Genomic DNA, 22,768 nt, shown 5'->3' on the forward strand with positions numbered 1-22,768 from the left:
TCAGGCCCCGGCGACGTCGACGAACAACGTGCGGGTCCGGGTGAACTCGCGCAGCGACTCCACGCCCTTCTCGCGGCCGTAGCCGCTGTCGCGCGAGCCACCGAACGGCAGCTCGACCCCGCCGCCGGGGGCGTAGCCGTTGATGTAGGCCTGGCCGACGTCGAGCGAGCGCGCCGTGCGGATGGCCCGGTCGATGTCGCGGCACCACACCGCGCCGGACAACCCGTAACGGCTGTTGTGCGCGGCCGTGACGGCGTCGACGTCGGACCCGACGGTGGTCACCGCCAGCACGGGGCCGAACACCTCCTCGGAGAACAGCTCGGTGGCCTGGGCGACCTCGTCGAACAGCGTCGGCGCCACGAAGTAGCCGCGCAGGCCGTCGACCGTCGGGGACTGCGCGATGATCCGCGCGCCCGCGTCGGTGGCCCTCTCCACGAAGCCGCCGATGCGCTCGGCCTGCGGTCCCGACACGACCGGGCCCACGGTGGGGTCGCCGAGGCCGGGGCCCATCGTCGCGTCCGTGAAGTACGGCGTGAGCGCGCGCACGAGCTCGCCGTGCAGCGACTCGTGCACGATGACGCGGGTGCCGGCGGTGCAGGTCTGGCCGGCGTGCAGCAGCAGCGCGCGGGCGATGACCGGGGCGGCGCGCTCGACGTCGGCGCCCTCGAGCACCAGGTGGGCGGACTTGCCGCCGAGCTCCAGCAGGGAGGGGCGTCCGCGGTCTGCGCAGGCGCGGGCCACGGCGCGCCCGGTGGCGACGGAGCCGGTGAAGGAGACGTGGTCGACGTCTGGGTGCGCGGTCAGGGCGGAGCCGGCCTCGGCGCCGCCGGGCACGACGTTCAGCACGCCGGCGGGGATGCCGGCCTCGCGCGCCAGCCGGGCGTAGGCCAGCGCCACCAGGGGCGCCTCGTCGGCCGGCTTGACGACGGTCGCGTTGCCGGCCGCGAGGGCCGCGCCGACGGAGCGGGCGGTGATCTGCGCGGGGTAGTTCCACGGCACGATGTGGGCGGTGACGCCGTGCGGCTCGCGCTCGACGACGGCCAGCGATCGTGGCCCGAGCGGGATGGAGTCGCCCAGGAAGCCCTCGATCACGGAGCCGTAGAACTCGAAGTAGCGGGCGGCCGCGGTGATGTCGGCCCGTCCCTGCGCGAGCGGCTTGCCGGTGTCGCGGGTCTCGAGACGCGCCAGCACCTCGGCGTCGCGGCGCACGAGCGCGCCCAGCTGACGCAGCCGCGCGCCGCGCTCGGACGGCGCCAGCGCGGCCCACGCCGGGGCGGCGGCACGCGCGGCGGCGACGGCCCGGTCGACCTCGGCCGGGGACGCGGTGCCCACGCTGGCCAGGACGTCGGTGGTCGCCGGGTCCAGGTCGTCGTTCCAGTGCTCGGGGTCCTGGAGCTCGCCGCCGATGTCGAGCGGGAAGCGCTCGGGCAGCGCGGCGTCGTGGTCCTGCAGGGCGTCGTGCAGGGAGCCGAGGCCCGCCTCGGTCGTGTGCGTGCTCACGTGTGGTCCTCTCGCGTGGGGTGCAGTCTCGGGTCGATCACCGGCTTGATCTCCTCCATGCGCCGCATGGCGGCCATGGCGTCGGCCAGCTGGTGCAGGCCGTAGGCGTTGCCGAGCATCCGGCTCCAGTCGAAGCGGTCGCGGTAGCGCTCGAGGAGCTGCATGGCGACGTGGTAGTCGCCGATCTCGCCGCTCATCGAGCCGACCATCGTGATGCCGCGGGTCACCAGGGTGGCGACGTTGATCGGCTGCGGGTCGCCGCCGAGGGTGCCCATGACGACGTAGCGGCCGTTGCGGGCCATCATCGCCACGCCCTCGGAGACGGCGCCGGGAGCGCCGGCGAGCTCGAAGGCGACCGAGGCGCCGCGGCCGGTCACGCGCAGCACCTCCTCGATGCGGTCGGCGGGGTCGCCGGCCGGGTCGACGAGCACCGTGTCGGTGGCGCCCCACTCCCGCGCCAGCTCGAGCCGGTCATCGGGGCCACCGACCACGACCAGCTTGCGCGGGTCGTGGAGCGAGGCCATGGCGGTCGCGAAGAGGCCGAGCGGTCCGGCCCCCTGCACGACGACGGTGTCGGTCGTGTCGATCGGTCCCGCCAGCGACATGGCCCGTACGACGGTCCGCAGCGCGCAGCTGCCCGCCGAGGCCCAGCCGGACTCGACCGCGTCGGGCACCCGCACCCGACCGGCCTCCGCGCGCACCACCCCGTACTCCGCGAAGGTGCCGGTGAAGTGCGGCGGCACGGCGCAGCTGGTGAGGTAGGCGATGAAGCGCTTCGAGCAGAGCACCGGCTGGCGCTCCACCGTGCACTCGTGGCAGTGGCCGCACGGCACGTGGGCCCAGACGACGCGGTCGCCGACGGCCAGCTGCTGGCCGACGCTGTCGACCTCGGCGCCGTCGCCGATCTGCACGATCCGGCCGGTCATCTCGTGACCGAGGATCAGCGGCGGGTCGACGGGTAGGGCGAGGTGGCCCTGCCAGGCGTGGACGTCGGAGCCGCACACGGTGGCGGTCTCGATCTCCACGACCAGCTGGCCCGCCGTCGCCGTGGGCGTCGGGAACTCCTGCACCTCGAAGTCGGCGCCGTAGTCGCTCATGACGGCCGCGCGGCCGGTCCCGGCGCTCATGCGTCGCCCTCCCGCCGGGCGCCCGAGAGCACGAACAGCATCTCCACCGGGGCGTCGGACCGGTTGGTCCAGCTGTGGGCGGTGCCGTTCTGCACGACGGTGTCACCGGCGTGCAGCACGGTCTCGACCCCGTCGGTCGTGCCGAGCACGACCTCGCCCGAGAGCACCATCGCCACGTCGGTGGTGTCGGAGGTGTGGATGCCGGGCTGGTCGTCCCGGTAGGTCTCGAGCAGCCCCGGGAAGGAGGCCCGGGCGTGGGCCTGGGCCTCCTCCGAGTCGGCGCCCTCGGGCGCCTCGAAGCCGGCCGGCGGCAGCGTGAAGGTGACGAACCGGAGACCCCCGACGGGCGGGAAGTGCTGCGTCCAGCGCGGCTCCTCGCCGTCGTCGGGGTAGGTGCGGGGCTCGTCGGTGCCCCACAGGTACAGCATCTCGACGCCCGGCAGCCCGGGCGAGGTGAGCGGGTCGACCAGACGGTCGCTCGCGACCCGGGACTCCCCCTCGGCCGTGTGGCCGGTGATGATGCGTCGTCGGCTCGTCATCGTTCCTCCTCGGTGCAGTGCTTGATGGTGGCGCGGTGCGCCGCCCGGCTGGTCGCAGGGGGTCACTCCGCTGCGACGTCGTACTCGTCGGCCCACTTCTCCAGGAACGGCGCGAGCGCCTCGTCCTGGGAGACCGGGCCGTTCTGCTCGCCCGGGGGCAGGTTGTCCTGGGTCACCACGACGTACTCGTAGTCCTCGGCGCCCTCGTCGGTGATCTCGGCGCCGGAGTCGAAGTAGGCCAGCAGCTTGTCGATGGCGACCAGCGGGCTGGAGATCATGTCGCCGTCGGCGAGGCCCAGCACCAGGTCGGGGTTCTTGCGCATCAGCGGCGTGCTGATGGCGTCGGAGTAGTAGGAGTAGACCTTGACGTCCTCGCGGTCCGCGGACTTGATCGCGCTCAGCGTCGCGGCGGTCCACAGGTCGAAGATCGGGACGATCGCGGCGAGGTCGGGGTTCTGGTTGAGCAGCGTCGCGGCGTTCTTCTGCCCAGCGCTGAAGTCGAAGCCGGTCTCGAGCGGCTCGACGACCTCGACGCCGGCCTCCTCGAGCACCTCCGTCAGGGCCTCCGTGCGCTGCACCGCCGAGGCGAGGGCGGTGGTCGTCAGCATGCCGACCTGGTCGCCCGGCTTCAGCTGCTCGAGCATCAGCTCCGCGAGGGGACCGGTCAGGCCCTCCTCGTCCTCGCCGATGTAGGTGAGGCCGAGGTCCTCGTCGAGGCTGTCGTCGACGGCCGAGCCGACCATCAGCACCGGGATGCCCTTCGCCTTGGCCTGCAGCAGACCGGCGCGGGCGGTCGAGGGGGTGACGGCGGACATGACGATCGCGTCCACGCCGGAGGTCACCAGGCTGGACACGCCGGAGGCGGCCTTGGCCGGGTCGCCCTGGGTGTCGACGGTCTTCATCTCCCAGCCGATGTGCTCCACCGCGGCCTCACCGGCCTGGTAGAGCCGCTGCTGGTAGGAGCCGGCGAGCGTGCCGTCGACCCAGCCGATGGTCTTGCCCTCGATGCCGCCGCCGGCGGAGTCGCCGCCACCGCCGCCGCCGTCCTCGGACGAGCCGCAGCCTGCGAGCGCCGCCATGGCCGAGAGGGCGGTGAGTGCTGCGAGCGCGGTCCTGACCCGGCTCCTGGACGTTCCCTGCATGTCGATCTCCTGTGTCAGATGAAAAGGGCGTCTCGGTCGATCAGCCCGTGGTGGCAGGGGCACTCCCGGTCATCGCCCCGACAAGCTCGTACTCGGACAGGTCCTCGGCCCGGCTGGTCAGCTCGACCCGGCCGCGGCGCAGCACGACGACGCGGTCGCAGATCTCCAGCAGCTCCTCGGGCTCGCTGGAGCCGACGAGCAGCCCCAGCCCCTCGGCCGCGAGCGAGCGCAGGAGCGCGTGCAGCTCGGCCCGGGCGGCGATGTCGACGCCCACCGTCGGGTCCTCGAGGAGGAGGAAGCGGGGGCCGGCGAGCAGCTTGGCCGCGACCAGCACGCGCTGCTGGTTGCCGCCGGAGAGCTGGCCCATCCGGCGCTCGGCGACCGGACGCAGCGAGAGGCGGTCGACGATGTCGGCCGAGCGGCGGCGGATGGAGGAGGTCGAGACAACCCCGCGGCGCCCGCACGCGGCGAGTGCCGGCAGGGCGACGTTCTCCAGCACGGGCTCGGTGGTCATCGCCGCCGAGCGTCGCGAGGCCGGCAGCAGGCCGATGCCCAGGCGGGTGGCGGAGCGCTCCGAGGTCACGGTGCGCTCACCGACGCGGATGCTGCCGGAGGCGGCGCGGCGGCGGCCCGCGAGGTGCTCGAAGACCTCGGCGACGCCCGAGCCGGGCAGGCCGGCGATGCCGACGACCTCGCCGGGCCGGACGTCGAGGTCGAGGCCGTCGAGGCGCTCGCCCTTCAGGTCGCGGGCCTGCAGGGCGCCGGCGTGGTCGTCGAGGGCGACGACGGCCGCGGTGTCGGGCACCCGCGGCTTGGGCATCGCGCTCTCGGGCCCGGTGATGGCGGCGACCAGCCGGTCGTGGGTGACCTCGGCGCCGTCCATGACGTCGATGACCTCGCCGTCGGCCAGCGCCGTGACCCGGTCGCAGGCCTCCTGCACCTCGTCGAAGCGGTGGCTGATGAAGACGATCCCGAGGCCGCGGTCGCGCAGCCGGCGCACGACCGACAGCACGCGCGCGCTGTCGTCGGCGTTCATGGCGGCGGTCGGCTCGTCGAGGATCAGCACCCGTGCCTCGCGGTGCAGCGCCTGCGCGAGCAGCACGACGCGCTGCCAGGAGACCGGGAGGTCGCGCACCCGCGCCCGGACGTCGATCGGGAGGCCGAGGCCCTCCGTGAGCTCGCGCACCCGGCGCTCCGCCGTACGACGGGCGAGCACGCCGCCGCGTCCGGGCTCCGCGCCGAAGGTGACGACCTCGGTGACGGTCATGTCCATCGGCATGACGATCTCCTGCGGCACCGCCACGATCCCGTGCGCGAGCGCGTCGGCGGGCGTGCGCAGGTCGACGGGTCGCCCGTCGAGCAGCACCCGGCCGCCGTCGGCGTGGACGCGTCCGGCGAGGACGTTGACCAGCGTGCTCTTGCCGGCGCCGTTGCGGCCGATGAGGCCGTCGACCCGTCCGGCGACGACGTCGAGCGAGGCGCCGCGCAGCACCGTGACCGGGCCGTAGCGCTTGACGACCGCGTCGGCGCGCAGCAGCTCCTGCCCGGCAGTGTCGGCGGTGACGGGAGTGGCGGGGGCGCTCACTGCTTGCGCTCCTGGCGCGCGAGCACCACCGCGGCGAGCAGCACGGCGCCCTCGATGAGCTGGATGACCGCGGCCTTCTGGTCCATCATCGTCAGCCCGCGCTCCAGCAGCGCGATGAACGCGACGCCGAAGAGCGTGGCGCCGGGGCCGAAGCGGCCGCGCCCGACGATGGCCGCGCCGAGGAACACCGCGGAGTAGGGCGGCAGCAGCAGGCCGGCGCCGCTGTTGGGGAAGTACGAGCCACCCTGCGAGGTGACGTAGACGCCCGCGAGGCCGGCGACCAGGCCGAGCGCGACGAACGCCGCCAGCCGCACCTGGCTGACCGAGATCCCGGCGAGCGAGACGGCGGTCGGGTTGAGGCCGGTGGCGCGCAGCTTGCGGCCGAAGGTCGTGTAGGACACCAGGAAGATGCTGAGCAGGACCAGCGCGAGCGCGATCCACGTGGAGACCGGCAGGCCGAACCGCTCGGTCAGCGTCAGGTCGAGGTAGCCGATCGGGATGTTCTCGGCGATCGTGTTGTTGTCCGTCATCAGCTGCTCGAGGCCGGTCGCGGCGGAGCCGGCGGCGAGCGTGGCGATGAACGCCGGCGCGCGGCCCCAGGCCACGGCGATGCCGTTGACGACGCCCACGCCCGCGCCGACCAGGATCGCCGCGCCCGCGGCCACCCACGGCGACTGCCCGTGGTCCGACATCAGCAGGATGCTCACCGCGCCGGCGAGCGCCAGCGTCGAGGCGAAGGACAGGTCGAACTCCCCGATCACCAGCACGAACGTCACGCCGAGCGCGAGGACAAGCAGCACCGACTGCTGCACGAGGACCGACTTCAGGTTCTCGCTCGTCAGGTAGGTCTCGGGCAGGCGCAGGTGGAAGTAGCCCACGAGCAGCACCAGGAACAGCACCGCGATGGCGGGCCGGTTGGTCACCGCGCGGCGCCAGGCCGGCGTCCGCTCGGGTCCGGCCTCGGTCGTCGACGACGTCGGCGCCGGGGTCTTCGACAGGCTCTCAGTCGACATCGGCGGTGTCCTTCCCCTGGTGCGCGGTGGTGGCGTCGAGCTCGGCGAGGATCTCGGCGGTGTGCTCCCCCAGGCCCGGGGCGCGCCCCAGCCGGCGGGTGCCGTTGGTGCTGAGCGGCGAGCGGGTGATCAGGACGCCGTCCACGTCGTCGACCAGGTCGAGGGCCGTCGCCTGGGCGCTGCGGGCCGCGTCGTGCGGCATCAGCACGGGCGCGACGAGCACGCGGTGACGGCGCAGCCGCTCCAGGACCTCGTCCAGGCTCAGCTCCGCGACCCGCTCCTGCACGGCGGCCTCGAGCTCGTCGCGCTCGGAGACGCGGCCGGCGTTGCCCTGCCAGGCCTCACGGCCCAGCGCCTCGTCGAGGTCGAGCGCGGTCTGCAGCCGCTGGAACATCGCGTCGTTGGTGGCGCCCAGCACGACGTGACCGTCGGCGGCGGCGAAGGCGCGGTAGGGGACGATCGAGGGGTGCGCGCTGCCCCAGGCGCGCGGCGTGCCGCCGCCTGCCGACGTACTGGCGATGACGGTGCCGAGCGCGCTGACGGCGGTCGCGTAGAGCGAGACGTCGACGCGGCGGCCGCGGCCGGTGGAGGTGCGCTCGAGCAGCGCGGCGAGGATGCCGTTGATCATGGCCAGGCCGGTGGCGATGTCGACCATCGCGACGCCGAAGCGCACCGGCTCGCCGCCGTCGATCCCGGTGACGCCCATGAGGCCCGACTCGGCCTCGATGATCACCTCGGTGCCCGGGTGGTCGGCCATCGGGCCGTCGGTGCCGAAGCCGGTGATCGAGGCGTAGACCAGGTGCGGGAAGCGGGCCGTGACCAGCTCGGGATCGATGCCGAGGCGGTGGGTGACGCCGGGGCGGAAGTTCTCCACCACGATGTCGGCGGTCTCCATCAGCCCGTAGGCCTGCTCGCGCCCCTCGTCGGTCGTGAGGTCGAGGACGACGCTGCGCTTGCCGCGGTTGATGGCGTGGAAGTAGGCGCTGGAGTCGTCGACGAACGGCGGACCCCAGGCGCGGGTCTCGTCCCCGACCCCCGGCATCTCGATCTTGACGACGTCGGCGCCCAGCTCGGCGAGGCTCATGGTGGCGTAGGGACCGGCCAGGACCCGGGTGAAGTCCAGGACCCGCAGGCCCTCCAGCGGACGGAACTCCGCGGTCGGTCGCTCCGTGGTGGGAGTGGCCGACGCCGTCGCGGGGCTCTGCTGCGCCATGGGGATCCTCTCGGGTCGTCAAGCGGGTCGGAGCCCGTCCGGCTCCGTGACGGCCATCACGCTAGGACGACCATTCATGTGTCCGCACTGGCCGTTTTGCACGAATCCATGCACCTGTTGCATTAGTGTCGGCGTGTGACCGAGGGACCCGACCTGAGCCTGCGCGAGCTGCACCTGGTGCTCGCGGTGGCCGAGGCGCACAGCTTCACCGACGCCGCCGAGGCCTCCCACCTGTCCCAGAGCGCGCTGAGTCGCGCGGTCAACAACGCCGAGCGGCGCATCGGCGCGCGGCTCTTCGAGCGAACCACCCGCTCCGTGGTGCTGACCCCGGTGGGCGAGGAGCTGGTCCGCATCGCCCGCCGCCTCCTCGACGGCCACGCGCAGGGCATGCAGGAGTTCGCGCTGTTCCGCGACGGCCTCGGCGGCGTCGTCCGCGTGGCCGCGCTCCCCTCGGTGGCGGCCACGGCGCTCCCGCCCCTGGTCGCGGACCTACGTCGCGACAACCCCGGCGTCGTCGTCGACATCACCGACACCCTGGCCCACCTCGCGGTCGACCTCCTGGTCGCGGGCCGCGTGGACTTCGCGATCACGGTCCCCGACGACCTGCCCGAGGGCGTCGCCTTCCGCCCCCTGCTCCAGGACCGGTTCCACGTCGCCTTCCGCTCCGACCACGCCTTCCACGGCCGCGAGTCCGTGACCTGGCGCGAGCTGGCCGACGAGCAGGTCGTCACCTTCGGCAGCGCCAGCAGTCTCCGGGCCCTCACCGACGAGGCCTTCGCCCGCGTCGGCGTCGCCCCGGCGACCACCGTCGAGGCCCAGAACATCGCGGTCATCGCCGGCCTCATCGCCGCCGGCCTCGGCGTCGCCGCCGCCCCCGCCCAGGTGCTCCCGCTCATGGCCTTCGCCAGGCTCGAGTCCGCGGAGCTCGTCGACCCCACGGTCGACCGCACCCTCGGCCTCGCCTACGTCCCCGGCCGCTCCCGCTCACCCGCCGCCGACTACGTCGAGCGCGCCCTCATCGCCTCGCGCCTGGATGGCTCGGTCGGCTGACGCCGGACGAGGTCAGCGGGTCTGTCGCAGCAGCCGGTCGATGATGGCGAGAGGCGTCGCGACGTCTGCGGAGGCCCCCGTGAGCAGCTGGGCCCAGACGTACGTCATCGCGACCTGGGTCATGATCTCGGCGACCGCCCGGACCTCGTCCTCGGGCAGGTGGCTGTGGTCGTGCAGGAGCTGCTCGGTCCTGGCGACGGCGCGGCGCTGGACGAACCCGGTGGGCGACATGATGGAGACCACCGCGAGCCGCGGCTCGTCGATCATCAGCGAGGCCGCCGGCGGGGAGTCCCGGACGCTCGTCAGGAACGTCGCCACCACCTGCCGGACGTGAACTGGGCCGGCGCCCGGGCTGGTACGGCGCGCGTGCGACCAGGCCCCGTCCACCAACGTCCAGAGAGCCTCGCCCAGGAGGCCGCTCCGGCTCCCGAACCACCGGTAGACCGTGGTGCGCCCGACGCCGCACTCCTCGGCCAGCCTGCGGACGTCGATCGTCTCCCCCGCGAGGAGCATCTCCCCCGCCCGCGCCACGACGGTCGCCCGGTCGGCCCCCGCGGAGAACCCGCGACGCGCCTGCCGGCCGGCCACCTCGCTCACCGGTCCAGTCAACTACACCCCGGGCAGGGGTGGCCGATCGTGTTCCACTTGATTCGCCGCCTCCGGCACGTCGTGACGCCGCCGTCGCCCTGCCCTTGTGGGGCACGGTTGTCGAGCGGGGGAGGTCGGTGGCTCACTGCTCCCATGACGACCAGCACGGCGGTGACCTATGTGGCGATCGGTGACAGCCTGTCGGAGGGCGTGGGTGACGTCCCGTGGCCCGACGGCACCGCCCGAGGATGGACCGACCGGCTGGCCGGCCTGCTGGCCGACCACCACGCCTCCTGCGACTACGCCAACCTCGCGGTCCGCGGCTACCAGGCGGCCCAGGTCCGTGATCGCCAGCTGGCGGCGGCCGTGGCCCTCGCCCCGGACGTGGTGACGGTCACCGCCGGGATGAACGACATCCTGCGTCCCCGCGTCGACTTCGACGCGCTCGCAGCGACGCTCACCGATCTGGTGCTCCCCTTCCGGGCCATGGGGGCGCAGGTGCTGTTCGTCCCGATCCCCGACATCACGTTGATCTCACCGGCCGGGCGGCTGACGCTTCCGCGCCGGCTGCGCCTCAACGCGATCTACCAGCGGCTGTGCGACGAGTCCGGGGTGGTGCCGCTCACCTCGACGACGGACACCGTCTTCGAGGACCCGCGCGCCTGGGCCGAGGACCGGCTGCACCTCTCGCCGCTCGGGCACGAGCGGCTGGCGACGGGCGCCGCTGAGGCTCTCGGTCTCGAGGTGGAGCCCGGCTGGCAGTCCCCGCCGCCCGGACCTCCGCCGCAGCGGTCGCTCAGGACCGAGGCCGCGTGGTGGTCGCACCACGCCACTCCCTGGATCGGTCGGCGTCTGCGCGGCCGGTCGTCGGGTGACGGCCGCAGCGCCAAGCGCCCGGTGCTGATGCGTGTCGCACCCGCCGCCGATTCACTCGGGCTCGACCACGGCGGACCCGGAGGCACCGACGAGCGGCCGGTCCGGTGAGCCGGGGACGCTGAGCGGCAGGTCGACGGGGGCGCGCAGGTCGACGGTGATCCGGGTGACGTCGACGTCGACGTCGTAGGACAGGCCGGGGTACTTGTCGTAGGCGCCGACCTCACGCAGGTAGGAGCGTACGGCGGCGCGGGCCTGCGGCTGGGTGAGCTCGAGACGCTCGTCGGGCACGCCGCCCTCGTAGACGTCGCGGCCGGTCGCGCCGGCGTCCGCGCCGGCCAGGGCCGCGCCGTCGGCGAGGGTGTCGAGGCCCTGGCGCTGGAGGTACGCCGCGGAGGCGTCGACCACGACGGCCACGCCCAGCGCCAGGACGGCGGCGAAGCCGATGATCAGCACCATCGAGGAGCCCCGCTCGTCGCGCCTACGACGGATCGTGCGCCGGGCCATCACTCCACCTCCTGGTACTGCCCGATCGGCACCGTGTGCGTCGCGTCCAGCGCGAAGCTCGGCCGGTCACCACCCAGCACCTCGGGCATCAGCGGCAGGTCCACGCGCGAGGCGATGTGGACCGTGATCACCGCTCCCCCGCTGTGACAGCTCGTGCCCGCAGACTCACACGTGACGGTGACGGTGAGCGGCGCGTCGCCCAGCCCCTGGTCGGCGAGCGCCTGCCGCGCGGCGGCCTTGGCGCGACGCCTGCCCTCGGCGTCGTCGGGCGCGAGCGCGTAGGCGCGGCCGGCCGCGCGGGCCGCCGCACTCGTGCCGAACGCACCCTTCTGCACCTCGAAGACCGACAGCACGATCCACAGCATCGGGACCAGCAGCAGGATGCCGAGCCACGCCAGCTCGACCGCCGCGCTCCCCTCCTCCTCTCGCGTACGGCGCACGCTCACGGCGCCTCCTCGACCGCGTGCCCCTGCACGTCCAGCTCGACCGCGGGACCACCGATCCCAAGCGCGGGCACCCGCGCATGGATGGTCACCTCCACGACCGGCGCCCCGTCGACCATCACCCGGCGGACCGTCACGTCCTCGGCGTACCGCCCGGCGATCGCCGCCTCGACCTGCTCGCGGGTCAGCGCTGCACCGTCGGCCGCATCGCGGTCGGCGGTCGCCGCCAGCCGGGCACCCTCGGACGCAGCGGCGGCGAGCGAGTTGCGCACCAGCAGGACCAGCGACACCTGGAGGATGCCGAGGAACAGCGGCACCAGCACGAGCAGCACCAGCACGAAGTCGACGACGGCCGCACCGCGCTCGGACCGAGGCCCGCCGCGCGACCGGAGCCGGGCGAGCACTACTTCACCGAGTTGAGCGCGTCCCTCAGCATCTGGGAGAGCGCCCCCTCGGCGACGCCCCAGATCACCACCACGATGCCCGCGGACATCACGGTGACCAGCACCCACTCGGGCACGTCGCCGCGCTCGTCGCGCCGTCGTGACACCGCGAGGGCGGCGTGCAGGCGGGCCATCAGTACTGCGAGGTTCTCCATGTTGCGTCCTTCCCGAGAGATCAAGGAGTGGTCAGGTCGAGGCCCACGACGCCGGGCCAGAAGGCGAAGAGGATGGTCACCGGGAGCACCACGAAGACGACCGGCACCATCATGAAGATCTCGCGCCGCGCGGCGACCTCGATCAGCTCGCGACGCCCGGCCTCGCGTACGTCGGCGGCCTGGGCGTGCAGGACCTCGGCCAACGGCGTGCCGCGCTCCACGGCGACGGCGATGCCCTGCGCGAAGCGCGACACCAACGACAGCCCACTGGCCGCCGCCATCGCGTCGAAGGCGGTCGAGACCGGCTCGCCGGTGCGCACCGCCGCGAGCACCTTGGCGAGGTCGCCGGACAGCTCGCCGCCGCTGCGCCGTACGACCCGGTCGAGCGCCGCGACCGGGCTCTCCCCCGCGGCGACCGCCAGCGCGAGCAGCTCCGCGACCGTCGGGAACTCCGCCAGGATGCGCCGCTCGCGGCTGGTCGCCTGGCCGCTGAGGCGGTTGTCGCGCGCGATCACCCCGACCGCGAACCCGACTCCGCAGAGCGCCACCAGACCCACGGCACCGCCGGGGTCCGTGACCGTCTTGAGCAGTCCGTAGGCGGCCACGATCGCCAGGCCGGCCAGTCCCCACAGCACCTGCTCGCTGCGGAACTCGTGCACCGTCCTGTCGATCGCCGCCCGCTCGAGCCGGCGGCGTACGGACGCCGAGCCGCCGAGCACGCGCTCGACGGTGTCGGCCATCGAGCGCAGCACCGGCCCGAAGACGCCGGCCGCGGCGGACGTCGGCGAGCTGGACGCGACCCGCAGCGCCGGCGTCCGGCCGACGTGGGGCAGGTCGCGCACGTAGGGAAGGACCCGTGTCGCCAGCTGCGGGCGGCCGATGACCCGCACCCGGGAGCCGACCAGCACCAGGCCGGCGCCCGCCAGCGCCCCGAGCACCGCGCCCCACAGCAGCAGCGTCACGACAGGATCCGCCTCTCGGTGGGGAGGCGGCCGATGCGCATCATCAGCCGGTAGGCCGCCAGGCACAGGACCGCGCCGACGCCGAGCACGACGGCACCCTCGGGTGACGAGTAGCGCTGGATCACCTCCGACTGGAACGACATGAACAGCAGCACCAGCCACGGCGCCGCGACTGCGAGGCGGGCGCCGTTGACCGTCCACGCCTGCCGCGACTCCAGCTCGGAACGGGTGCGGGCATCGTCGCGGAGGTAGCCCGACAGGTTCCGCAGCAGGCGCCCGAGCTCGCCCCCGCCCACCTCCCGCGCGATGCGCAGCCCCTCGATGACCCGGTCTCCGACAGGATCGGCCAGCCGCACCTTGAGCCGGTCGAGGCTCTCTCCGAACCGCCCCGTCACCTGGTAGTCCAGCGCGAACGCGTCGAACGCGTCGCGCAGCGGCTCCGGCCCGCGCACCGCCAGCCCCGCCAGGGCGTCGGGCAACGACATCCCCGCACGTACGGCGGACGCCAGGTTGTCCACCGCCTCCGGCCACACCTCGGCGAACTCCCGCTGACGGCGTCGCGCCCGACCCGACACCACCGCGACCGGCAGGTAGGCGCCCATCGCACCGAACGCCACGGCGACGGGCGCCGTGCGGGACACGACCTGGATGACGAGGGCGACCACGACGCCACACACCAGGCACAGCAGGGCGAACGCCGCCAGCGACACCTCGCCGAGTCCGGCGCGCGCGAGCAGCTGGGCGCCCCGACCGTCGGCGCGCGACGGGTGACGAGGCTGGCGGGGCACGAAGACCGCCGACCAGACCAGCATCAGCCCGATGCCGACGCCCAGCCCGACCAGCGCGCCCATCAGCGGTCCTGACCCAGGATCCGGTGGACGTCGATGCCGGCCCGCTCGTAGAGCTCGATGCGCGGCGGCATCCCGTTGACCCGCTGCAGCTCGCCCCCGCGCCGCTCGAAGATCGACTCGGTCTCGATGATGTCGTTCTCGACCCGACCGGGCACGCCCACGACCTCGTTGACCCGGCGCACGCCTTGGTGGTCGATGCCGAGGTGGACCACCAGGTCGACGGACGCGGCGACGGTGGGCACGACGAAGCGGGCCGAGATGTTCTCGCCGGCCAGCAGCGGCAGCGTGCACATCTTCACCAGCGCCTCGCGCGCGCTGTTGGCGTGCAGCGTGCACATGCCCGGCAGCCCGGCGTTGAGGGCGAGCAGCAGGTCCAAGCACTCCTCCGATCGCACCTCGCCCACGATGATCCGGCTCGGCCGCATACGTAGGCTCTCCTTGACCAGGTCGCGCAGCTTGATCTCGCCGGTGCCCTCGAGCCCGGACTGGCGCGTCTGCATCGGCACCCAGTCGGGGTGCGGGAAGCGCAGCTCGAAGACCTCCTCCGCCGACACCACCCGGTCGCCGCCGGGGATGGCCGCGGCCAGGCAGTTGAGCATCGTGGTCTTGCCGGCCTGCGTGCCACCGGCGACCAGGACGTTGAGCCCCGCCCGCACCGACGCCTCCAGGAACGCCGCCGCCCGCGGCGTCAGGCTGCCGAGCTCGACCAGGTCGGAGAGCCGCGCCGCACGAAGCACGAACTTGCGGATGTTGACCGCCGAGAAGCCACGGCTGATCCCCTCCAGCACGACGTGCAGCCGGTGCCCCTCGGGCAGCATCGCGTCGACGAACGGCTGGCTGATGTCGATGCGGCGGCCACTGGACTTGAGCATCCGCTCCACCAGCTCGGACACCTGCCCCTGGCTGAGCATCAGGTTGGTCAGCTCGTGCCGGCCGTGCCGCGCGATGAACACCCGCGACGGGTCGTTGATCCAGATCTCCTCGACCGCGGGGTCATCGAGGAACGGCTGCAGCGGCCCGAACCCCGACACCCGCGCGACCAGCTCGCCCACGACAGCGCCCGCGTCGGCCACGGGCGCCACCTGACCGGTCAGGCTCCGCTCGTCGTGCTCGCGCACCACGCTCTCAGCGATGCGTCGTACGACGACCGCGTCGCGCTGGGGGTCCACGCCCTCGCGGCGGACGAGCGCGCGCACGTGCTCGTCCAGCTCATCGACCAAAGCACCCTGCGCATCAGCCTGCGTCATCGCCACGACGGTCCCCGTTCCCGAGTCAGGTTCCTGCGCCGAAGGTAAGCCCGCTCTCGCCTCTTGCGCCATGCCCCGACGCCAATCTGTGGATGAACCACACTTCTGAGGAGGATGTGACACGTCAGGGAGGCTGGGTCCGGACCAGACCACCCACTGATCGGGAGATTTGGCCCCATGCGGCCGCTACGTGGGCCAGAGTGCACAGTGGCCGGACCTGCTCGGCACCTTTCCGTCAGGAGCCCTCATGGCACGCGCCCGCCGACCCCGCACGAGCACGCGCCTGCGCCGTGCAGCCGCCCTGCTGCTCGTCATGGCCTCGATCGGTGTCACCCAGGTCGTGGCGACGCCGGTGGCTGGCGCCGCGGCCACGATCACCGCCGGCAGCACGAGCCCCGTCTCGATCGCCAACCAGCCGTCGGTGGGGGTGGCAGCGCCGTACCCGTCCTCGATCGACATCGGCGACATCGACGGCACCATCACCGCGGTGCAGGTCACGCTCACCGGGCTGACGCACACCTACCCCGGGGACCTCGACCTGATGCTCGTGGGGCCGACCGGAGCCAACCTACTCTTCCTCTCCGACGCGGGCAGCGGGCGCGACGTGATCGACGGCACGCTCGCCTTCGTCGATGGCGCCCCGGCCGCCACCAGCGCGCCACTGGTGTCCGGCACCACCTACGGGCCGACGAACGTCTCCGACACCGGCGGGGGTGACGACGTGTTCCCCGCGCCCGCGCCCGCCCCTTCCGCGAGCACCACGTTCGCCGCCGCCTTCGGCGGGACCGACCCCCGCGGCGTCTGGTCGCTCTACGGCCGGGACGACTTCAGCGGCCTCGCCGGCCAGCTCGCCGGATGGACGCTGAGCGTGACCGCCGGCGGCCAACAGCACGACATGAGCTCCGCCGGCGCCCCGATCGCGCTGCCGGGGCCCTTCGCGACGTCGCCGTACCCGACCACCGTCGACGTGAGCACGACCGGCGTGGTGACCTCGGTGGAGGCGACCCTCACCGGAGTCACGCACGCCAACCCCGACGACCTCGACGTGCTCCTCGTCGGCCCGACCGGCAGGAGCGTGTTCCTGATCTCCGACGCCGGCGGCGGCACCATGACGAGCGCCGACCTGACCTTCAGCGACGCAGCGGCCGCACCGATCCCCGACTCGACCAGCGTCGGCAGCGGCACCTACCAACCGTTCAACGTCGGATTCAGCGACTACGACTACATGCCCCCGCCGGCACCGGTCGAGGTAGCGAGCGCCACCCTCACCGGCGCGTTCGCCGGGACCGACCCCAACGGTCAGTGGCGGCTGTTCGTGTTCGACGACACCCCCGCCGTCAACGGGTCGATGGACGGCTGGTCCGTCACGATCACGACCAAGCTCCAACAGACGGTCGCCTTCGCGTCGACGCCGGCGACACCCGCCGTCGGCACGACGTACGCCGTCGCGGCGACCGTCGACGGCTCGGCCGGCACGGCGGTGTTCAGCATTGACCCGTCGACCACCAACGACGCCTGCACCCTCGTGGGGACCGTCGTCACCTTCCAGCACGTCGGCAGCTGCGTGGTCGCCGCTACGGTCCCCGAGGACGAGACCTACGTGGCCGGGACGACGACCCAGACGATCACGGTCCCCCAGGGCGCGCAGCCCATCGTCTTCGTGCCCGCCCAGCCCGCGACGGTCCCGATCGGGCAGAGCTACGAGCCCGGCGCCACCGGCGGCGCCACCGGCAACCCGGTGGTCCTCAGCATCGACCCGAGCACGACCAACGCGGCCTGCAACCTCACTGCCGGCGTCCTGACCTACGACCACGCCGGCACCTGCGTGCTCGCCGCCGACCAGGAAGGCAGCGTCGACTACCTCCCCGGCGAGGCGACCCTGGAGGTCGAGGTGCTGCCCGACCCGCAGACCGTCGCCTTCCTCAGCGAGGCTCCGTCGCCGGCGCACATCTGGGAGAGCTACACGGTCGACGCCGTCGGCGGGGAGTCCGGCAACCCGGTCACGTACGCCGTCGACCCCGCGACGACCAACGGCGCCTGCACCGTCGACGGCACGACCGTCAGCTTCGTCCACGCCGGCACCTGCGTCGTCGCGGCCAGCCAGGCCGGCGCCGGCGACCTCGGGCCGGGGCTGGCCACCCAGACGATCGCCGTCGCGAAGACCGCCCAGGACGTCGTCTTCACGTCACCCGAGCCGGCCGATCCCCGCGTCGGCAACGCGGCCCCCCTCGTCGCCACCGGCGGCGCCTCGGGCAACCCGTTGACCTTCGCCGTCGACCCGGCCACCACCAACAGCGCCTGCACGGTCGAGGGCACGACCGTCGCCTTCGTCCACGTCGGCACCTGCGTCGTCGCGGCCGAGCAGGCCGGTGGTGCTGACTTCGCGCCGGGACGCGTGACGCGCACGACCCTCGTCACCCAGGGACCCCAGACGGTCTCCTTCACCTCGAGCGCCCCCGCCCGGCCGCGGGTCGGCAACACCTTCACCGTCGCGGCGGCCGGCGGAGCCTCGGGCAACCCGGTGACGTTCTCGGTCGGGTCGGGCTCGACCAACGGAGCCTGCACCGTCACGGGCACCACCGTCACCCTCGCCGGGCTCGGGACCTGCGTCGTCCGCGCCGACCAGGCCGGCGGCGCCGACCACCTGGCCGCCATCCCGTCCACCCAGACCTTCGAGATCGTGCCGAGCACTCCCGTCATCACCGCCACGGCGACCAGCACCTCGAGGCCGAACGCCTCCGGCTACTACCGCACCCCGGTCCGGGTGGCGTTCACGTGCGCGGCCGACGGCAGCGCGCTCACGACTGCCTGCCCGGCGCCGGTGACGCTGACGACCTCGACCCGGGGCGCCGTCGTCACCCGCTCGATCGCCGCGGCCGACGGCGGATCGGGATCGGCGACGGTCGTCGTGAGGCTCGACCGCACGGCCCCGAAGGTGACCGTCAAGGGGATCAAGAAGGGCCGCACCTACCGCAAGGTCCCGAAGGTCACCTGCACGGCCACCGACGCCCACTCCGGCGTCGCCTCGTGCAAGACCACTGTCAAGGTGCGGGGCACCAAGATCCGCTACACCGCCACCGGCCTCGACAGGGCCGGCAACCGCACCGTCGTCCGTAGCACCGCCATCCTCAAGAAGAAGAGGACGTAGCCAGGGCGTCGAGTCCGGCCTCTCCTGGCGACGCTCAGGTCGTCACCTGACGCGCACGGTGGCGGCGCCGGTGCGATGGGTGGATCGTCCCGTGACCCTGATCCTGGCCATGCCCGGGCGGGTAGTAGCCGGGATGACGATGCGCCGGATGAAGCCGCCCGCCTTGTTGGCCTGGCCCAAGCGGACCCGGTCACCCTCGACGGTGACGTAGAACCGCTCCAGGAACCCCAGTCCGGTGACGCGGATCCGGACCGCTCTGCCTGCGCGAGCCCGCGTGGGGGCCTCGACGTGGAGCCGGGTGGGTCGCCGCACGGCGACGATGCCTGCGGTCGCCGTCGTGGTCCCGGCCTCGTTGGTGGCCTGCAACCCGTAGCGGTGCCAGCCGACCCGCTCCAGAAGGACCGAGACCCTGCCGGACGCGGGGATCGCGCGCCCGGCGTACTTCGCCGCGATGGCCTCGGTCAACGAGGCGTTCGCCCGCAACGCCTGGGCACGGTCACTCGTCCAGGCGATCGTGATCCGGGCTCCTCGCCGCGCGGTGGGGTCGCCGTCGGGGGTGACGCCGGTATCGCCGTACTGCCCTGTTGTCGGGACCGAGATGACCAGGCTCAGGCCCGGCGCGCTGTCGGTGACCACCGGGACGGTGGGCGCCGACCGGCTGCTGGCGTCCTCGTAGCCTGCTCGCGACGCGGTGACCTGCACGCTGATCCGGCGCCCACGGTACGCCGGCGTGAGCACCAGCTCTGGCGCCTCGGCACCGGGGACCCTGGTGTCGTCGGCGTACCAGGCGAACGTGTAGGCATCGGGGTCGGGCACCGGCGCCCCGGTGCCTGCGGTGAGCGTCTGCCCCACCTGGGCGGTGCCGTTGACCGACGCCGACGGTCCGGTGGTGAATCCCCCGCTCACCACCGGAGCCGTCGGGTCGGAGTCATCGGCGGAGTCGACGTAGCCGGCGCGCAAGGCCGTGACGCGGACGGTGATGACCGCCCCCAGCTGCGCGGCCGAGAGCGTGAACGTGGCTCCTTCCGCACCGAAGACCGGGACTCCGTCGGCAGACCAGGCGTAGCGGAAGGACTCCGCCGCCGGCTCGGGGGTGCCGGTGGTCGCGGTCAGCGTCCTCCCCACCTGCGCGGTGCCGGTGATGCCCGCCGTCGGACCGGTCGCGAACTGCGCTCGGCCGATCACGGCGACCGTGGCGGAGAGATCGACGGCATCGACGTAGCCGGTCCGGATCGCCGTCACCTCCACCCTGACGATCTTTCCCACCATCGCCGCGGTCACCTCGAGCTCGGCACCGGTCTCACCCGGCACCGGGTCACCGTCAGCCAACCAACGGTAGGAGAACGAGTCCGCGGCGGGCGAGGTGGTGCCGGTGACGGCGGTCAAGGTCCCTCCGACCACTGCGGATCCCGTGATGTCCGCCGTCGGACCGGTCGTGAACTCTCCGGCGGTCACCGGGCCGACCGCCTCCGAGGTGTCCGACGCGTCCGCGTAGCCGACGCGCGTCGCGGTCACCTCCACGGTGACCGAGGTCCCGGCCAGCGCCGGCGTGAGCTCGAGGCTGTCGCCGGTGGCGCCGTCGATGGGCTGGCCGCCCGCGAACCACTGATAGGAGAAGGAGCCTGCGGCCGGGACGGTGGTGCCAGTCGTCGCGGTCAGCGTCCGCCCGACCTGCGCGGTGCCGGTGACCCCTGCCGTCGGACCCGTCGTGAACGCGCCGGCGGCCACTGGGCCGACCGCCTCCGAAGGGTCGGACGCATCGGCGTAGCCGGTCCGCGTCGCGGTCACCTCCACCTTGACGGAGGTCCCGACCAGCAAGGGGGTGAGCTTGAGGCTCTCGCCGGTGGCGCCGTAGACGGCCTCACCGTCCGCGAACCACTGATAAGCGAACGAGTCCGCCGCCGGGTCGGGGGTGCCGGTGGTCGCGGTCAGCGTCTGCCCCACCTGCGCGGTGCCGCTGATCCCGGCCTCGGGCCCGGTGGTGAACGAGCCGGCGACGACGGGCTCCGTGGGCTCCGACGTCGTCGAGGTCAAGGTGTAGCCGTCCTTGGTGGCGGTGACCGTCACGGTGACGTGCGTGCCGAGCTGTGCGGCGCTCAGCGTCAGCGTGTCCGAGGTCGCGTCGCTGATCGCGGCGCCGTCGGCGTACCACTGGAAGGTGACGGCATCCGGGTCCGCGTTGTTGCCGGGCACCGTGACGCTCAGCTCCTGGCCGACCCGCGCGTCCCCAGCGATCGTGGGGACGCCGTCGGCGTTCAGCGCGGCGCTCAGCGCCATCGAGTGGTAGGTGCCGGCGGCGATTGCGGTCACGTTCTTCCCGGCCAGGCCTACCGGGACGTTGTTCTGGCCGGAGGAGTTCACGCCCCAGGCGGTGACATGGCCGTCCGCGGTCAACGCGAGCGAGTGGAAGGCGCCGGCGGCGATCGCGGTCACGTCCTTCCCGGCCAGGCCGGGAGGGACCGTGGCCTGACCGAACTGGTCGAAACCCCAGGCGATGACCTCGCCGTCCGCGGTCAGCGCCATCGAGTGCCGCTCGCCCGTGGCGATCGCAGTCACGATCTTCCCAGTCAGAGCAGGTGGGACCGTGGCCTCGCCGAACAGGTTCCAACCCCAGGCCGTGACCTTGCCGTCTGCGGTCAGCGCCAACGAGTGGTAGGCGCCGGCTGCGATCGCGACCACCGACTGCTCGGCCAGACTCGGCGGGACCGCGGTCTGACCGAAGTTGTTGGCACCCCAGACGGCGACCTGCCCGTCAACGGTCAACGCCAAGGAGTGCCGGGCGCCGGCTGCGATCGCGACCACGGTCTTCGCGGCCAGGCCGGGTGGGACCGTCGCCTGCCCCCCACCGTCATCACCCCAGCCGGTGACCTGCCCGTCAGCGGTCAACGCCAACGAGTGGTCCGTTCCGGCGGCCACCGCGACCGTGGTCCGCCCGGCCAGGCTGGGTGGGACCGTCGTCAGACCCCCACCGTCCTCACCCCAGGCGGTGACCTGCCCGTCAGCGGTCACTGCCAGCGAGTGGCTCTCACCGGCGGCCACCGTCGTCACCGTCCTGCCCGTGAGGCTGTCCGGGACCGTGGTCTGACCGAAGAAGTCGCTACCCCACGCCGTGACCTGGCCGCCCCCGCTGACGGGCCCGGTGGGGGCGGAGGTGGTCACCACGTCGGGGTAGCCGTCCCGGTGCGCGGTCACCGTGACCGTGACCGTCTTGTCGACGTCCGAGCGCGTGGGACGGTACGTCGCGGTGTCGGTCCCGACCGGGGTGCCGTCGACCTCCCAGGCGAAGTCGAAGCCGTCGGGCGCGATGCTGTAGGTGCCCGGGACGGCGGTCAGCGCACCACCGACCTGCGGCACGCCCCCGATGGCCGGTGCGGCGTCGGCGGCGAACACCGAGCTGACGGCCAGGGAGTGGAAGATGGCCGCCGCGATCGTGGTGACCCTCCTGCCGGCGAGCGAGTCCGGCACGTCGGTCTCGCCGTAGAATTCGGCCCCCCAGCCTGTGACCTGACCTTCACTCGTGAGGGCCAACGAGTGGTACCACCCCGCGGCGATCGCGGTGACCGTCTTCCCCGTCAGCGATGCCGGCGGGTCGATCTCTCCGAGGCCTTCGTCCCCCCAGGCGGTGACGACCCCGTCGCTCGTGAGGGCCAACGAGTGGTGGAGCCCGGCGGCGAGCGCCGTCACGGTCTTCCCACTGAGTGATTCCGGCGCGTCTGCCTGGCCGTCACCGATGTTCCCCCAGCCGATGATCTCTCCCTCGCTGGTCAGGGCCAGCGAGTGGTAGGGCCCGGCCGCGATGAGGGTGACGACCTTCCCGTCCAGGGAGTCCGGTACGTCGGGCTGCCCGGGGTAGTTGTACCCCCAAGCGGTCACCTTCCCGTCGCTGGTCAACGCCACGGAGTGGTAGGCACCGGCAGTGATGGCGGTGACCGTCTTGCCGGTCAGCGAGTTCGGCACGTCGCTCTGCCCGTAGGTGTTGTTGCCCCAGGCCGTCACCGTCCCGTCGCTCGTCAGCGCCAGAGAATGACGGCCTCCGGCGACCACCGCCGTCACGGTCGAGCCGGTGAGCGAGTCCGGGACCGTGGCCTGTCCGTCGTCGTCCTTACCCCACGCCGTGACCTTGCCGTCACTGGTCAGGGCCAGGGAGTGGTAGCTGCCACTGATGTCGGTGACGGTCTTGCCGGTCAGGGAGGCCGGCACGTCGTTCTGGCCGGAGGCGTTGGAGCCCCACGCGGTGACCTGATCGCCCTGCTCGAGGGCCACCGACCCTCCCGCGGGTTGCGCTTGGGCCGCTGGTGACGAACCGACCGCTGCCCCCAGCATCAGGGCGACCGTCAGGACGAGCACCCCTGTCCTCGAGACCCAGCGGGAAGCCACCCCGA

The 22,768-nt window shown here is 73.1% G+C and carries 19 protein-coding genes; 3 read left to right on the plus strand and 16 right to left on the minus strand.

The features are described from left to right. From IRQ30_RS14460 to IRQ30_RS14490, 7 genes are all read right to left on the minus strand, one after another. A complete protein-coding gene (locus IRQ30_RS14460; protein WP_338089712.1) occupies positions 1 to 1,500 on the minus strand; it encodes an aldehyde dehydrogenase family protein in 1,500 nt (499 codons plus the stop codon). Then, on the minus strand, positions 1,497 to 2,627 hold the full coding sequence (locus tag IRQ30_RS14465; RefSeq protein WP_193613670.1) for a zinc-binding dehydrogenase: 1,131 nt from the start codon (positions 2,625 to 2,627) through the stop codon (positions 1,497 to 1,499). The genes IRQ30_RS14460 and IRQ30_RS14465 overlap by 4 nt, the downstream gene beginning before the upstream one ends. Next, positions 2,624 to 3,166 carry a cupin domain-containing protein gene (locus IRQ30_RS14470; RefSeq protein WP_193613672.1) on the minus strand — a complete coding sequence of 181 codons (543 nt, stop codon included), beginning with the start codon at positions 3,164 to 3,166 and terminating at the stop codon, positions 2,624 to 2,626. The genes IRQ30_RS14465 and IRQ30_RS14470 overlap by 4 nt, the downstream gene beginning before the upstream one ends. Positions 3,167 to 3,228: 62 nt before the next feature. Then, a complete protein-coding gene (locus IRQ30_RS14475; RefSeq protein ID WP_193613674.1) occupies positions 3,229 to 4,308 on the minus strand; it encodes a sugar ABC transporter substrate-binding protein in 1,080 nt (359 codons plus the stop codon). A 40-nt stretch (positions 4,309 to 4,348) separates the two neighbouring features. Then, entirely contained in the window at positions 4,349 to 5,893 is a 1,545-nt protein-coding gene (locus IRQ30_RS14480) for an ATP-binding cassette domain-containing protein (protein WP_193613675.1), read from the minus strand. Continuing rightward, positions 5,890 to 6,906 carry an ABC transporter permease gene (locus IRQ30_RS14485; RefSeq protein ID WP_193608245.1) on the minus strand — a complete coding sequence of 339 codons (1,017 nt, stop codon included), beginning with the start codon at positions 6,904 to 6,906 and terminating at the stop codon, positions 5,890 to 5,892. The genes IRQ30_RS14480 and IRQ30_RS14485 overlap by 4 nt, the downstream gene beginning before the upstream one ends. Continuing rightward, positions 6,896 to 8,119, minus strand: coding sequence for a CaiB/BaiF CoA transferase family protein (locus IRQ30_RS14490; RefSeq protein WP_193613677.1), 1,224 nt, complete (start codon positions 8,117 to 8,119; stop codon positions 6,896 to 6,898). Before IRQ30_RS14490 ends, IRQ30_RS14485 begins: the two co-directional genes overlap by 11 nt. A gap of 135 nt (positions 8,120 to 8,254) precedes the next feature. On the opposite strand from IRQ30_RS14490, the gene IRQ30_RS14495 reads away from it, so the two are divergent. Beyond that, on the plus strand, positions 8,255 to 9,169 hold the full coding sequence (locus tag IRQ30_RS14495) for a LysR substrate-binding domain-containing protein (protein WP_193613679.1): 915 nt from the start codon (positions 8,255 to 8,257) through the stop codon (positions 9,167 to 9,169). A gap of 12 nt (positions 9,170 to 9,181) precedes the next feature. On the opposite strand, the gene IRQ30_RS14500 is transcribed toward IRQ30_RS14495, so the two are convergent. After that, a complete protein-coding gene (locus IRQ30_RS14500) occupies positions 9,182 to 9,766 on the minus strand; it encodes a QsdR family transcriptional regulator (protein ID WP_193613681.1) in 585 nt (194 codons plus the stop codon). Positions 9,767 to 9,910: 144 nt separating this feature from the next. On the opposite strand from IRQ30_RS14500, the gene IRQ30_RS14505 reads away from it, so the two are divergent. Next, positions 9,911 to 10,741, plus strand: a complete 831-nt coding sequence (locus IRQ30_RS14505; protein ID WP_193613683.1) for an SGNH/GDSL hydrolase family protein — start codon at positions 9,911 to 9,913, stop codon at positions 10,739 to 10,741. On the opposite strand, the gene IRQ30_RS14510 is transcribed toward IRQ30_RS14505, so the two are convergent. The 7 genes from IRQ30_RS14510 to IRQ30_RS14540 are packed head-to-tail and all read right to left on the minus strand — an operon-like array spanning position 10,685 to position 15,238. After that, a complete protein-coding gene (locus IRQ30_RS14510; RefSeq protein ID WP_193613685.1) occupies positions 10,685 to 11,137 on the minus strand; it encodes a pilus assembly protein TadG-related protein in 453 nt (150 codons plus the stop codon). The genes IRQ30_RS14505 and IRQ30_RS14510 overlap by 57 nt on opposite strands. Further along, positions 11,137 to 11,583, minus strand: a complete 447-nt coding sequence (locus IRQ30_RS14515) for a hypothetical protein (RefSeq protein WP_193613687.1) — start codon at positions 11,581 to 11,583, stop codon at positions 11,137 to 11,139. The genes IRQ30_RS14510 and IRQ30_RS14515 overlap by 1 nt, the downstream gene beginning before the upstream one ends. Then, entirely contained in the window at positions 11,580 to 11,984 is a 405-nt protein-coding gene (locus tag IRQ30_RS14520; RefSeq protein ID WP_193613689.1) for a TadE/TadG family type IV pilus assembly protein, read from the minus strand. The genes IRQ30_RS14515 and IRQ30_RS14520 overlap by 4 nt, the downstream gene beginning before the upstream one ends. Continuing rightward, a complete protein-coding gene (locus IRQ30_RS14525) occupies positions 11,984 to 12,178 on the minus strand; it encodes a hypothetical protein (RefSeq protein WP_193613691.1) in 195 nt (64 codons plus the stop codon). The genes IRQ30_RS14520 and IRQ30_RS14525 overlap by 1 nt, the downstream gene beginning before the upstream one ends. A gap of 20 nt (positions 12,179 to 12,198) precedes the next feature. Further along, positions 12,199 to 13,140: a type II secretion system F family protein gene (locus IRQ30_RS14530; RefSeq protein ID WP_193613693.1), complete on the minus strand. Its 942-nt coding sequence runs from the start codon at positions 13,138 to 13,140 to the stop codon at positions 12,199 to 12,201. Further along, positions 13,137 to 13,991, minus strand: a complete 855-nt coding sequence (locus IRQ30_RS14535; protein ID WP_193613694.1) for a type II secretion system F family protein — start codon at positions 13,989 to 13,991, stop codon at positions 13,137 to 13,139. Before IRQ30_RS14535 ends, IRQ30_RS14530 begins: the two co-directional genes overlap by 4 nt. Next, positions 13,991 to 15,238, minus strand: a complete 1,248-nt coding sequence (locus IRQ30_RS14540) for a TadA family conjugal transfer-associated ATPase (protein ID WP_193613696.1) — start codon at positions 15,236 to 15,238, stop codon at positions 13,991 to 13,993. The genes IRQ30_RS14535 and IRQ30_RS14540 overlap by 1 nt, the downstream gene beginning before the upstream one ends. A gap of 247 nt (positions 15,239 to 15,485) precedes the next feature. Here IRQ30_RS14540 and IRQ30_RS14545 point away from each other — a divergent pair, with 247 nt between their 5' ends. Next, positions 15,486 to 18,386, plus strand: a complete 2,901-nt coding sequence (locus IRQ30_RS14545; RefSeq protein WP_193613698.1) for a proprotein convertase P-domain-containing protein — start codon at positions 15,486 to 15,488, stop codon at positions 18,384 to 18,386. A 42-nt stretch (positions 18,387 to 18,428) separates the two neighbouring features. On the opposite strand, the gene IRQ30_RS14550 is transcribed toward IRQ30_RS14545, so the two are convergent. Beyond that, the gene (locus IRQ30_RS14550) at positions 18,429 to 22,649 is read right to left on the minus strand and encodes an RCC1 domain-containing protein (RefSeq protein ID WP_193613700.1); all 4,221 of its coding nucleotides are present in this window, start codon (positions 22,647 to 22,649) and stop codon (positions 18,429 to 18,431) included. Between the last annotated feature and the right edge of the window lie 119 nt (positions 22,650 to 22,768).

Origin of the sequence: Nocardioides lijunqiniae (assembly GCF_015024225.1) — a bacterium.
Lineage (GTDB): Bacteria > Actinomycetota > Actinomycetes > Propionibacteriales > Nocardioidaceae > Nocardioides > Nocardioides lijunqiniae.

Excerpts from the sequence above, each read along its gene's own strand:
- IRQ30_RS14465 (WP_193613670.1), bottom strand. The coding sequence starts at position 2,627 with ATGAGCGCCGGGACCGGCCGCGCGGCCGTCATGAGCGACTACGGCGCC.
- IRQ30_RS14470 (WP_193613672.1), bottom strand. The coding sequence starts at position 3,166 with ATGACGAGCCGACGACGCATCATCACCGGCCACACGGCCGAGGGGGAG.
- IRQ30_RS14475 (WP_193613674.1), bottom strand. The coding sequence starts at position 4,308 with ATGCAGGGAACGTCCAGGAGCCGGGTCAGGACCGCGCTCGCAGCACTC.
- IRQ30_RS14485 (WP_193608245.1), bottom strand. The coding sequence starts at position 6,906 with ATGTCGACTGAGAGCCTGTCGAAGACCCCGGCGCCGACGTCGTCGACG.
- IRQ30_RS14490 (WP_193613677.1), bottom strand. The coding sequence starts at position 8,119 with ATGGCGCAGCAGAGCCCCGCGACGGCGTCGGCCACTCCCACCACGGAG.
- IRQ30_RS14505 (WP_193613683.1), top strand. The coding sequence starts at position 9,911 with ATGACGACCAGCACGGCGGTGACCTATGTGGCGATCGGTGACAGCCTG.
- IRQ30_RS14510 (WP_193613685.1), bottom strand. The coding sequence starts at position 11,137 with ATGGCCCGGCGCACGATCCGTCGTAGGCGCGACGAGCGGGGCTCCTCG.
- IRQ30_RS14525 (WP_193613691.1), bottom strand. The coding sequence starts at position 12,178 with ATGGAGAACCTCGCAGTACTGATGGCCCGCCTGCACGCCGCCCTCGCG.
- IRQ30_RS14535 (WP_193613694.1), bottom strand. The coding sequence starts at position 13,991 with ATGGGCGCGCTGGTCGGGCTGGGCGTCGGCATCGGGCTGATGCTGGTC.
- IRQ30_RS14540 (WP_193613696.1), bottom strand. The coding sequence starts at position 15,238 with ATGACGCAGGCTGATGCGCAGGGTGCTTTGGTCGATGAGCTGGACGAG.
- IRQ30_RS14545 (WP_193613698.1), top strand. The coding sequence starts at position 15,486 with ATGGCACGCGCCCGCCGACCCCGCACGAGCACGCGCCTGCGCCGTGCA.